Raw genomic sequence first — 11,935 nt, forward strand, 5'->3', positions numbered from 1 at the left:
TGCCCGGCAAGGAAAAGGGCTCGGTCACGGTCGACTCCTTCCAGGCCGTGTGGAAGGCCAGCCCGGGCTCGGTGATGCTGGTCGATGTACGTGACGCGAAGGAAGTGGCTTCCGGCATGATCAAGGGCTCGGTGAATATCCCGATGAATGAACTGGAGAAGAAGATCGGCACGCTGCCGACCGACAAACCGGTGGTCTTTGTCTGCGGCACCGGCGCGCGCTCGGGCGAGGCCTACGACACCGTCAAGCTGCTCGGCGGCAAGGTCCAGGCATCCTTCCTCGATGCCGACGTCAAGTTCAATGCCGACGGCAGCTACACGATGACGGCAAAGAAGTAGTTCGGGGACCTGCAACAGTCGGCGCTGGCGACACGGTGACGATAGCCGTGTGGCCAGCGCCGACTTTTTTGCAGGCGCCTACTTGAAGCCGATGATGGCCTGATCCACCGCGAGGCTTTCGCCCGGCTGCGCCAGCAGTTTGTCGACCACGCAGTCGCGCTCGGCCTTGAGCACGTTCTCCATCTTCATCGCCTCGATCCTGGCCAGTACTTCCCCGGCCTTGACCTCCTGACCGGGTTTGACCGCAACTTGGGTCAGCAGACCCGGCATCGGCGAAAGCAGGAATCTCGACATGTCGGGCGCCGCCTTGACCGGCATCAGCGCCAGCAGGTCGGCGGCGCGCGCGCTCATCACCTGGACGTCGGCCTGCACGCCCCAATGGAACAGGCGGTAGGCGGAGCCGCGACGTTCGACCTGCATGCAGATCTGTTCGCCGTTGAGCGTGCCGCGATAGAGGATGTCGCCGAACTGCCAGCGCGAGCGGATCGAGTAGTTGCCGCCGGCCAGCTTGACGTCCCAGCCGCCGTCGGCCGGGGTGATGCTGGCAGGATATCGCTCGCCGTTGAAAAGCACCACGTATTCTTTGCCCGGCTTGTATTCGTGGCCCGGCATCTGGCCGGTGATCGTCGCGTTGCGCGCCAGGTACTGGCGGTGGATGGCGGCGGCCGTGGCCACCAGCATCAGCGGATCGTCGTGCGGCACGTCGGCGGCGTTGAAGCCCTTCGGGTACTGGTCCGCGATCAGGCCGGTGTTGAAGTTGCCCGAGGTGAAACGCGGATGCTGCATCAGCGCGGCCTGGAAAGAGATGTTGCTGGCCACGCCGCGGATCACGAACTCGTTCAGGGCATCCCTCATGCGCGCGATGGCCTGGTCGCGCGAGGCGGCATGGACGATCAGCTTGGCGATCATCGAATCGTAGAACATCGAGATCTCGCCGCCTTCGTAGACGCCGGTGTCGACGCGCACGCCATTCTCGGCAGGCGGCGGCACGTACTTCACCAGGCGCCCGGTGGACGGCAGGAAACCGCGGAAGGGGTCCTCGGCATTGATCCGGCACTCCATGGCCCAGCCGTTGATCTTCAGGTCTTCCTGCTTGAACGTCAGCCTCTCGCCGGCGGCGACGCGGATCATCTGCTCGACGAGGTCCAGCCCGGTAATCAGTTCCGTCACCGGATGCTCGACCTGCAGCCGCGTGTTCATTTCGAGGAAGTAGAAACTCTTGTCCTTGCCACCGACGACGAATTCGACGGTGCCGGCCGACTGGTACTTCACCGCCTTGGCCAGCGCCACGGCCTGCTCGCCCATGGCCTTGCGCGTCGCCGCGTCGAGGAAGGGACTGGGCGCCTCCTCGATTACCTTCTGGTGGCGCCGCTGGATCGAGCATTCGCGCTCGTGCAGGTAGAGCGTGTTGCCGTGGGCGTCGCCCAGCACCTGGATCTCGATGTGGCGCGGCTCTTCGACATACTTCTCGATGAAGACGCGATCGTCGCCGAAGGCATTCTTGGCTTCGGTCTTGCACGAGGCGAAGCCTTCGTGCGCTTCCTTGTCGTTGAAGGCCACGCGCAGGCCCTTCCCGCCACCGCCGGCCGAAGCCTTGATCATCACCGGATAGCCGATGCCGCTGGCGATCTCCACGGCCTGCTCGGGTGTATCGATGGCGTCGTTGTAGCCGGGAATGACGTTGACCTTGGCGGCCAGCGCCAGCTTCTTCGAGGCGATCTTGTCGCCCATCTGCTCGACCGAATAGTGCTTCGGGCCGATGAAGACGATGCCTTCTTCCTCCAGCCGGCGCGAGAAGGTGGCGTTCTCGGAGAGGAAGCCATAGCCCGGATGCACGGCCTCGGCGCCGGTCTGCTTGCAGGCGGCGATGACCTTGTCCATCACCAGGTAGGATTCCTTCGACGGCGGCGGCCCGATGCAGACCGACTCGTCGGCCATGGTCACGTGCATCGCATCCTTGTCGGCCTCGGAATACACGGCGACGGTCTTGATGCCCATCTTGCGGGCGGTCTTGATCACGCGGCAGGCGATCTCGCCGCGATTGGCAATAAGTATTTTTTTGAACATGGTGATTTCTTTCCGGCGCTTAGAGTGGGATATTCCCGTGCTTGCGCCACGGATTCTTGATGTCTTTCCCTCGCAGCATCACCAGCGAACGGCAGATGCGCTTGCGGGTTTCGTGCGGCTGGATGACGTCGTCGATGAAGCCGCGCGCGCCGGCGACGAAGGGGTTGGCGAACTTGGCCTTGTACTCGGCCTCCTTCGCGGCAAGCTTGGCCGGGTCACCCTTGTCCTCGCGGAAGATGATCTCCACGGCGCCCTTCGGCCCCATCACGGCGATCTCGGCGCTGGGCCACGCGAAGTTGACGTCGCCGCGCAGGTGCTTGGAGGCCATAACGTCGTAGGCCCCGCCATAGGCCTTGCGCGTGATCACGGTGATTTTCGGCACGGTGCACTCGGCATAGGCATAGAGCAGCTTGGCGCCGTGCTTGATGATGCCGCCATACTCCTGCGCCGTGCCCGGCATGAAGCCAGGCACATCGACGAAGGTGATGATCGGTATGTTGAAGGCATCGCAGAAGCGCACGAAGCGCCCGGCCTTGATCGAGCTCTTGATATCGAGGCAGCCGGCCATCACCACCGGTTGATTGGCGACGATGCCCACGGTCTGGCCCTCCATGCGGGCGAAGCCGGTCACGATGTTCTTCGCGTGATCAGGCTGGACCTCGAAGAAATCGATGTCGTCGACCACCTTGAAGATCAGTTCCTTGATGTCGTAGGGCTTGTTCGGGTTGTCCGGCACCAGGGTGTCGAGGCTGTAGTCGAGGCGGTCGGCCGGATCGTCGGTCGGCCTGGTCGGCGGCTTTTCCTTGTTCGAAAGCGGCAGGTAGTTGAAAAAGCGGCGCAGCATGACCAGCGCCTCGACGTCGTTCTCGAAGGCCAGGTCGGCGACGCCGGACTTGCTGGTGTGGGTCACCGCGCCGCCGAGTTCCTCGGCCGTGACTTCCTCGTGGGTCACGGTCTTCACCACCTCGGGGCCGGTGACGAACATGTAGGACGAATCCTTGACCATGAAGATGAAGTCGGTCATCGCCGGGCTGTACACCGCGCCGCCGGCGCAGGGGCCCATGATCATCGAGATCTGCGGAATCACGCCGCTGGCCATGACGTTGCGCTGGAACACGTCGGCATAGCCGCCGAGCGCAGCGACGCCTTCCTGGATGCGGGCGCCGCCCGAATCGTTGAGGCCGATCACCGGGCAGCCGACCTGGATCGCCTTGTCCATGATCTTGCAGATCTTCTCGGCATGGGCTTCCGACAGCGCACCGCCGAACACCGTGAAGTCCTGCGAGAAGACGAAGACCATGCGGCCGTTGATGGTGCCATAGCCGATCACCACGCCGTCGCCCGGGATCTTCTCCTGCTCGGCCATGCCGAAATCGACGCAGCGGTGCTCCTTGAACATGTCCCACTCTTCGAAGGTGCCATCGTCGAGCAGCAGTTCGATGCGCTCGCGCGCCGTCAGCTTGCCCTTGCCGTGCTGGCTGTCGATACGCTTCTGGCCACCGCCGAGCGCAGCCCGTCGCCGCTTTTCTTCCAGTTGGTCGATGATTTCATGCATGGTTTGGCTCCTGAAAAACCTGTTTATCCTGCCGAGATATCCAGCAGACGGCGCGCGGCTTCGGCGGGCGTCATGCGTCCCGCTTCCACGGCGGCGGTTGTGTCCTGCAGCTCCGACATCACTGCCGGTGCCTGGTGAAAATGCGAACGCAGGCCGGCGTCGATCAGTTGCCACATCCAGGCCAGGGCCTGGTGCCGGCGACGGGCTTCGAACTCGCCGCTGGCGCCGAGCGTAGTGCGAAACTTCTCGATGGTCTGCCAGAACTCCACCAGTCCATCCTTGCGCATGGCTGACAAGGTGAGTACCGGTGGCTTCCAGTTTGGCGAAGCCGGATGCAGCATGGACAGCGCCGAGCGCATTTGCGCCGCGGCGAGCTGGGCGGCCGCCGGATCGATGTCGGCCTTGTTGAAGACAACCAGGTCGGCCAGTTCCATGATGCCCTTCTTGATCGCCTGCAGGTCATCGCCCGCATTCGGGAGCTGAAGCAGGACGAAGCAGTCGGTCATGCCCGCGACGGCGGTTTCGGACTGGCCCACGCCGACGGTTTCGACGATGATGATGTCGTAGCCGGCGGCTTCGCACAGCAGCAGCGCTTCGCGCGTATGCGCGGCGACGCCGCCGAGGCTGCCAGATGAAGGCGAGGGGCGGATGAACGCCTCGGTGCGCTGCGACAGCAGCTCCATGCGCGTCTTGTCGCCGAGTATCGAGCCGCCGTGCAGCGTCGACGAAGGATCGACGGCGAGCACGGCGATGCGATGCCCGCGTCCGATCAGGTACAGACCCAGCGCCTCGATGAAGGTCGACTTGCCGACGCCGGGCACGCCCGAGATGCCCAGGCGCAGCGAACGCCCTGCATGCGGCAGCACCGCGTCGAGCAGTTTCTGTGCGCGCAATGCGTGGTCGCGGCGTGTCGACTCGACCAGGGTGATGGCCTTGGCCAACTCCCGCCGATTCCCGGCGAGCAGGCCCTCGAACAATGCGAGGTCCTGCGCATCCACCGCGGACTGGCCCAGCTCGGGCATCGGATGCATTGTCCGGTCAGGCGCTGGCCGGCAGGTGGGCGGCGCGAATGGCGCGCAGCACTTCGTGGGCGCACTGCGGGATAGGCGTGCCCGGGCCGAAGATGCCGGCGGCGCCGTCCTTGAAGAGTTGGTCGTAGTCCTGCGCCGGAATCACGCCGCCGACGAAGACCACGATGTCGTCGGCACCCTGGCTGCGCAAGGCCTTGATCAAAGCCGGCACCAGGGTCTTGTGGCCGGCGGCCAGTGTCGAAACGCCAACTGCATGTACGTCGTTCTCGATCGCCTGGCGCGCAGCCTCTTCCGGCGTCTGGAACAGCGGGCCGACATCGACGTCGAAACCGAGGTCGGCGAAGGCCGTCGCCACCACCTTGGCGCCGCGATCGTGCCCGTCCTGGCCCAGCTTGGCGATCATTATGCGCGGCCGGCGGCCCTCGGCGGCGGCGAAATTGTCGATCAGTTCGCGGATTTCCTTCATGGTGCCATCCTCGCCGAAAGCCGCACTATAAACGCCGGAGACGGTCTGGTTGGTGGCACGATGGCGACCATAGACCGCTTCCAGGGCGTCGGAAATCTCGCCCACCGTGGCGCGCAGGCGGCTGGCCTTGATCGCAAGGTCGAGCAGGTTGCCGGTCTTGTCCTTCGCGGCAGCGGTCAGCGCATCGAGCGCGGTCTGCACCGCCTTGCCGTCACGGCCGGCGCGGATGGTCTTCAGTCGTGCCACCTGGGATTCACGGACGGCGTTGTTGTCGACGTCGAGCGTGTCGATCGCCGCCTCTTCCTTCAGCTTGTACTTGTTCACGCCGACGATGACGTCCTGCCCGGAATCGATACGCGCCTGCTTCTGCGCGGCGCAGGTTTCGATCTGCAGCTTGGCCCAGCCGCTTTGCACGGCCTGCGTCATGCCGCCCATCTTGTCCACGTCCTCGATGATGCGCCAGGCTTCGTCGGCGATGTCCTGGGTCAGTTTTTCCATCATGTAGCTGCCGGCCCAGGGATCGATGACGCTGGTGATGTGCGTTTCTTCCTGGATGATGAGCTGGGTGTTGCGCGCGATGCGCGATGAGAACTCGGTGGGCAGGGCAATGGCTTCATCCAGCGAATTGGTGTGCAGCGACTGCGTGCCACCGAACACTGCCGCCATGGCTTCGATCGTGGTGCGCACCACGTTGTTGTACGGGTCCTGTTCGGTCAGCGACCATCCCGAGGTCTGGCAGTGGGTGCGCAGCATCATCGACTTCGGGTTCTTCGGCTTGAACTCGTCCATGATGCGCCACCACAACAGGCGTGCGGCCCGCATCTTGGCGATCTCCAGGTAGAAGTTCATGCCGATCGCCCAGAAGAAGGACAGGCGGCCGGCAAATGCATCGACGTCCATGCCCGAGGCCAGTGCCGTCTTCACATACTCGCGGCCGTCGGCCAGGGTGAAGGCCAGTTCCAGCGCCTGTGTCGCGCCGGCTTCCTGCATGTGGTAGCCCGAGATCGAGATCGAGTTGAACTTCGGCATGTTCCGCGCGGTGTAGCCGATGATGTCGGCGATGATGCGCATCGACGGCTCGGGAGGGTAGATGTAGGTGTTGCGGACCATGAACTCCTTGAGGATGTCGTTCTGGATGGTGCCGCTCAACTGTTCCTGGGAAACGCCCTGCTCTTCGGCGGCGACCACATAACCGGCCAGGATCGGCAGCACGGCGCCGTTCATGGTCATCGACACGGATATCTTGTCGAGCGGGATGCCGTCAAACAGGATCTTCATGTCCTCCACCGAATCTATCGCCACGCCGGCCTTGCCGACGTCGCCGGTGACGCGCGGATGGTCGGAGTCGTAGCCGCGATGGGTGGCGAGGTCGAAGGCCACCGAGACACCCTGACCGCCGGCGGCAAGGGCCTGGCGATAGAAGGCGTTTGACGCTTCGGCGGTGGAGAAGCCGGCGTACTGGCGGATGGTCCAGGGCCGCACCGCATACATGGTGGCTTGCGGGCCGCGCAGGAAGGGCGCGAAGCCGGGCAGCGTGTCGGCGTAGGGCAGGCCCACGACATCGGCCTTGGTATACAGCGGCTTGACGGTCAGGCCTTCGGGCGTGACCCAGTTCAGCTTGGCGACGTCACCACCGGGCGCCGACTTGGCGGCGGCCTTCGCCCAGGCGTCGATCGAGGGAATGCCGACTTCGGGTGCCTTGCTCATGATTTTTCCTTTTGGTTACGGCCGCTGCGCTTAACGCCGATGATGCCGGCGTTAGCCTCCACTGAAACTTCGCTTTCGATGCACTTGACTTCCGGACGAAGAGCCATGATACTGCATTCATAATTATGAATGCAAGACCGTCATCCAAAATTCTTGCGGCACCCGCCCTCTACGAACAGGTAGCCGAGCGCCTGCGCAATCGCATTTTCGCGCATGAGCTTCCACAAGGCGGCTGGATAGATGAGCAAGCGCTCACTTTGGAGTATGGCATCAGCCGTACCCCGTTGCGCGAAGCCCTGAAGGTGCTTGCCGCCGAAGGCCTGGTGGAACTCAAGCCGCGCCGCGGCTGCTATGTGACCCAGTTGTCGGAGCGTGACATCGACGAGGTCTTTCCCGTCATGGCCATGCTCGAGGGGCGCGTTGCGGAACTGGCGGCACGCCGTGCCACCAGCGCCGACTTTTCGCGGCTTGCGGCGATCCACGCGGAGCTCGAAGACCATGCGGCGACCCACAACGCCGACCGCTTCTTCGAGGCCAACCAGCGCTTCCACGCCGCCCTGCAGGAAATCGCCGGCAACCGCTACCTGGCGCAACTGATCGACGACGCGCGCAAGCTGATCAAGCTCACCCGCCGCGATTCGCTGCGCCTCGAAGGACGCCTCAAGCAATCGCTGCAGGAGCACCGCGAAATCCTCGAAGCCCTGCGCGCGAAGGATGCGGCGGGAGCGCGGCAGGCCATGCACGACCATCTCCTGTCGGGACGCGCGGCGCTGGCGCGGCTGGCGACGACGGCTTGACGGGCCGACAGGCACCGGCATGAAGCGCGGTCCGCGGACGGTCGTCGTCATCGGGCCCTTCCGCTCCGGCACCTCGCTGGCGAGCCGCATCCTGTCCATCCTCGGCGCCGATTTCGGCCCGCCCGACACGATGCTGAAGGCCGACCGCTTCAATCCGGATGGCTACTTCCAGCATGCACGGGTGCGCATCGCCAACAACCGCCTGATCCGGTCCGTCGCTTCCACCGTCGCCTGGCCCGCGCATCCACAAGTGCTCGCCACCGAGGGCGACCTGCGGCCGCTGCAGCGAGTCGGCCTCGCCTGGACCGGCGCCACGTCGCTGAGTGGAATCAAGGATCCGCGCTTTAGCGCGACGCTGCTGGCCTGGATCGCGGCCGACGTTCTCGATCCATCGCGACTCCGGGTCGTCCGCATGGAACGCCAGCTCGACGACGCCGCGCAGGACCTGTACGGCATGCCCGAACTCGCGCGCCAGATGGCGGAACGCAGTTTGGAATCGGCGCGCGCGACGCTCGAACGCTACGCCGGGTTCGCCGCATGGCACGCCGGGAATCTCGGCGTGCCGCATCTCGCGCTGCGCTACGAGGACCTGCTCGCCGATCCGCGCATGAACATCGCCAGGCTCGCGGACTTCATCGGCATGGGCAGCCAGCGCCGGATCGAAGCGGCACGGCGCAGCATCCGGCTGCCCCAATAGCGGCGGGTATCGGCTTGACTGCGGCGGGTGGCTATGCTCCCGGCCTGGGCGCATCCGCCGCCGACAGCGCGCAGATGAAGTCCTCGAACTTGTGCGCCGCCGGCCGCTCCAGCCGATCGACGCGCAGCGGGTCGATGCGGAAGGGATAACCCAGCTTTTCCCGCAGCAGCTCGGTCAGGCGCGAGGCTTCGTCCGGCGTCATGTCGCGATCCATGACATAGCGCGCTTCGATCCGGTCCGGTTCGCGCTGGATCAACTGGAACTGTTCGACCGCCACCACCGAGCGCCAGACCGCGGCCGGAAAACTCGGCCACAGCGTCCTCCCGTCCGGCAGGCGCGCCATGTTGCGCTGGCGGCCCAGGATGCGCTTCAGCACCGGCAGCCCTCGCCCGCAGGAACAGGGCTCGCCGGCCTCCGCATAGTCGCCGATGCGGTAGCGAATCAGCGGCAGGGCGAAGTTGTGCAGCGTGGTCAGCACCACCTCGCCGGTTTCACCCGCGCCGCAGGCGCTGCCATCCGGTCGCAGTAACTCGACCACCAGGTTTTCCGATTGAACATGGTAGTGCTCGTGCAGCGGGCATTGCAGCGCGATGACGCCCGCCTCGGAGCAACTGTAGGTATCCACGACCTCGACCCCCCACGCCGCGCGCACGGTGTCGCGCAGGTCCGGCCGCAGGGTTTCGCTCAGCGTTCGCGCCTGCTTCAGGCGCGGCAGGCGCAGGCCGCGCCTGAGGCTCAGCTCGGCCAGCGCGCCGAGGTTGCTGGCATGGGTGATCAGGTAGTCCGGATCCTCGCGTTGCAACCATGCCAATTGCGTCGCCACATCCGCGCGCACGTTGAGCATGGCCGCGGGTCCGGTACGGAACACGCTGCCCGCCGGCGCGCCCCAGTCCGGAAGGCTGGCATCGTCGACCTGGACCCGGATCGCGGCGAGCTTGCCGGCAAAGTCTCGCCGATGCCAGAAATGTTCTCGCAGGGTCAACGCCTCCCAGAAAAAATGGCTCAGCGCCGTGGTGCGAAACCTGATCGGCATGCCGGTCGAACCGGAGCTCTCCGCGACGCTGACCGCGCCATGGCCGGGCGGCAGGCGACGACTGGCGAGGGCGTCGAACTCCGCCTGCAGCGTGCGCCGTTCGAGCAGCGGCAGGCGCTCGAACACCTGCCAGTCCATCCGTTCGACATCGTGGCCCTGGAGAACGCGACTGAAATAGGGCACCGAATCGAGCGCATGGCGCAGCAGCACGCGCAATTGCGTCAATTGCCGCGCCCGCAGTTGTTCTGGCGTCCACCATTGCGTGCGTTCCAACTGAAAGTTCATTGCCAGCAGTTGCGCCGCGCCGTCGGCGGCGATGCCGGGCCAGGCGACGCCTTCGATGCCGCTGCGCACGGCAGGCAGTTCGAAGCCAGGCGGACTTGCATTCACGGCGTTTCCTCGATCTCGGTCAGCGGGCGGGTCCGGCATATGCTACCCGAGCTGCGGCAGCCGGCCGCGGCGCGGTAACATGCCCGTTCCGCAATCGCCCCGGTCGAACCCCCTGCCCATGGCCCTGCTGCGCGACGCACTCGATCGAACCCTGCTTGAGCCGCAATGCGCGCAGCGCTGGCACAGCCTGTTCACCGCCTGGCTGGAAACGCGCGACGCCAACCGGCGCGCCTCCGTGCAAGACCTGCTGGCGAAGCTGCCCGAAGGCGATCCGCGCGCCGACATCCTGCGCCTGACCTTCCTCGCCGGAACGAGTGGCGCGTCCCACTACGAAAACACCGCCGCCGCCCTGGTCCTGGCGGCGCAACCCGCCGATCCGGACCGGCTTGCGGCCTTCATGGCCTATCGCTGGCTGGCCGCATTGCAGACGATCGCGCAGCGGCCGGACTTCGTCGCCGACCTGTCCGTCGGGCTCGTTCCTGAAATGGCCGAACGCCTGGTGCAGGCGGCAACCCGACAGTTGCCGCCGGGCTTCGTCGCACGCCGGCCGGACGAGATCCGGCGGGTGGCGGTGGTGGTGCCCTACGTCGGACATCGCTTCCATACGCCCAGCATGATGGCGGTCGAACAGTGCATCGTGCTCGCACGCCAAGGCATCCAGGTGCAGATCTTTTCCGCGCAGGAACTGCTGCCCGCGGACGCCGCGCTGTTTCGCGGCGACGGCCGCCGGCTGGTGCTGCCCCCGCTGCAGCCGAAGTCCTGGGCGGGCATCCTGCCGGCGGGCATCAACATGACGATCAGCGACTCCCGCTACAGCCTGCCGGGACGCTGGCGCAACCTGATGCCGACGCTGGCCGCCTTCGACCCGGATGCGGTGCTGCTGGTCGGGCTCTACTCGCCCCTGGCCGGCGCACTGTACTCGCTGCGGCCGGTGGTCGGCATCAGCGTCAATACCGTGGCGCCGATCGCGCCGCTGGATGTCTGGCTGACCGCAGGGCCGGCCAACGTGCGCGGGGAAACCTGGGGCGGCCGGTTTCCGGCGCCACAGGCCGTGCATCATCCCTTCCGCGTCAAACGCCCGGTCGCTGGCACGCCGCTGCCGCGCGCCGAGTTGGGCATCGACGACAAGGCCGTGGTCTGGATCAGCGCCGGGTTCCGCCTGGAACACGAAATCCGCGACGAATGGGCGAAGCGGATGCTGGAACTGGTCGCGCGCTATCCGCAGGTGGTCTGGCTGCTGGTGGGCGGCGAAGGCAAGCTGCCGCCCGCCCTGGCGCAGGCCGGGCGGGGTCGCGTGCGGGCGCTGGCGACGCGCGACGACCTGCCAGCCATCCTGCGCAGCAGCGACATCTATGTCAATCCGCCACGCATGGGCGGCGGATTCAGCGTCGCCGAGGCCATGGCCGAAGGTTTGCCCGTGATTGCGCTGGCCGGCTCCGACGGCGGCGACAAGCTCGGCGAGCTGGCGCTGCCGCACCTCGACGCCTGCACCGAACGCCTCGCGGCCCTGATCGAGAATCCCCGCCTGCGCCGCGAAATGGGCGCCGCGTTGCGCCAGCGCTTCGATCGGCAGCTCGATATCGCGGCCTCCGGTCCCGCATTGCTGGAAGCCTTCAAGGTCGCGTCAGGCCTGGCTCGCGAGCGACTGCACGCCTGATTAACGTGAAGCAGCAGCTTGGGGCGATGGTGATATCGAGCGCAGCGAGCTGATTGATAGCCCCGCCCTGGGAAGGCGGCGAAGGCGGGGTTTCGCAAAGCACTGCTTTGCGCCGCCAGAGCCTGCTGGCTGTGCGAAGCCAGCCGTGGAACGGGGGTGGGGGGCGAATATTTGGCCCTCGGCAGCAAGAGAGTGTT

At 65.8% G+C, this 11,935-nt stretch carries 9 protein-coding genes; 4 read left to right on the plus strand and 5 right to left on the minus strand.

Features of this window, described 5'->3' with window-relative positions:
- On the plus strand, positions 1 to 338 hold a 338-nt coding region (locus tag J0M27_RS16970; RefSeq protein ID WP_294994395.1), incomplete at its 5' end, for a rhodanese-like domain-containing protein.
- Positions 339 to 416: 78 nt separating this feature from the next.
- Here the strand turns inward: J0M27_RS16970 and accC are convergent.
- From accC to scpA, 4 genes are read right to left on the minus strand one after another with little or no spacing between them, the layout of a single operon-like run.
- Positions 417 to 2,405, minus strand: a complete 1,989-nt coding sequence (accC, locus tag J0M27_RS16975; RefSeq protein WP_294994398.1) for an acetyl-CoA carboxylase biotin carboxylase subunit — start codon at positions 2,403 to 2,405, stop codon at positions 417 to 419.
- A 19-nt stretch (positions 2,406 to 2,424) separates the two neighbouring features.
- Positions 2,425 to 3,960, minus strand: coding sequence for an acyl-CoA carboxylase subunit beta (locus J0M27_RS16980; RefSeq protein ID WP_294994401.1), 1,536 nt, complete (start codon positions 3,958 to 3,960; stop codon positions 2,425 to 2,427).
- Between the two features lie 23 nt (positions 3,961 to 3,983).
- Complete coding sequence (gene meaB, locus J0M27_RS16985) at positions 3,984 to 4,991, minus strand: methylmalonyl Co-A mutase-associated GTPase MeaB (protein WP_294994404.1); 1,008 nt, start codon at positions 4,989 to 4,991, stop codon at positions 3,984 to 3,986.
- A gap of 7 nt (positions 4,992 to 4,998) precedes the next feature.
- Entirely contained in the window at positions 4,999 to 7,164 is a 2,166-nt protein-coding gene (gene scpA / locus J0M27_RS16990) for a methylmalonyl-CoA mutase (protein ID WP_294994407.1), read from the minus strand.
- 125 nt (positions 7,165 to 7,289) lie between these two features.
- Between scpA and J0M27_RS16995 the strand changes: the two genes are divergently transcribed.
- Together J0M27_RS16995 and J0M27_RS17000 are read left to right on the plus strand one after the other, a co-directional pair.
- Positions 7,290 to 7,961: a GntR family transcriptional regulator gene (locus J0M27_RS16995; RefSeq protein WP_294994410.1), complete on the plus strand. Its 672-nt coding sequence runs from the start codon at positions 7,290 to 7,292 to the stop codon at positions 7,959 to 7,961.
- Positions 7,962 to 7,980: 19 nt separating this feature from the next.
- On the plus strand, positions 7,981 to 8,658 hold the full coding sequence (locus J0M27_RS17000) for a hypothetical protein (protein ID WP_294994413.1): 678 nt from the start codon (positions 7,981 to 7,983) through the stop codon (positions 8,656 to 8,658).
- Positions 8,659 to 8,689: 31 nt separating this feature from the next.
- On the opposite strand, the gene J0M27_RS17005 is transcribed toward J0M27_RS17000, so the two are convergent.
- A complete protein-coding gene (locus tag J0M27_RS17005; RefSeq protein ID WP_294994415.1) occupies positions 8,690 to 10,081 on the minus strand; it encodes a hypothetical protein in 1,392 nt (463 codons plus the stop codon).
- A 79-nt stretch (positions 10,082 to 10,160) separates the two neighbouring features.
- On the opposite strand from J0M27_RS17005, the gene J0M27_RS17010 reads away from it, so the two are divergent.
- Entirely contained in the window at positions 10,161 to 11,738 is a 1,578-nt protein-coding gene (locus J0M27_RS17010; protein ID WP_294994418.1) for a glycosyltransferase family 4 protein, read from the plus strand.
- Positions 11,739 to 11,935: the final 197 nt, after the last annotated feature.

Origin of the sequence: Sulfuritalea sp. (genome assembly GCF_017302275.1) — a bacterium.
In the GTDB taxonomy this organism is placed as follows: domain Bacteria; phylum Pseudomonadota; class Gammaproteobacteria; order Burkholderiales; family Rhodocyclaceae; genus Sulfuritalea.

Excerpts from the sequence above, each read along its gene's own strand:
- accC (WP_294994398.1), bottom strand. The coding sequence starts at position 2,405 with ATGTTCAAAAAAATACTTATTGCCAATCGCGGCGAGATCGCCTGCCGC.
- J0M27_RS16980 (WP_294994401.1), bottom strand. The coding sequence starts at position 3,960 with ATGCATGAAATCATCGACCAACTGGAAGAAAAGCGGCGACGGGCTGCG.
- meaB (WP_294994404.1), bottom strand. The coding sequence starts at position 4,991 with ATGCATCCGATGCCCGAGCTGGGCCAGTCCGCGGTGGATGCGCAGGAC.
- scpA (WP_294994407.1), bottom strand. The coding sequence starts at position 7,164 with ATGAGCAAGGCACCCGAAGTCGGCATTCCCTCGATCGACGCCTGGGCG.
- J0M27_RS16995 (WP_294994410.1), top strand. The coding sequence starts at position 7,290 with ATGAATGCAAGACCGTCATCCAAAATTCTTGCGGCACCCGCCCTCTAC.
- J0M27_RS17000 (WP_294994413.1), top strand. The coding sequence starts at position 7,981 with ATGAAGCGCGGTCCGCGGACGGTCGTCGTCATCGGGCCCTTCCGCTCC.
- J0M27_RS17010 (WP_294994418.1), top strand. The coding sequence starts at position 10,161 with ATGCCCGTTCCGCAATCGCCCCGGTCGAACCCCCTGCCCATGGCCCTG.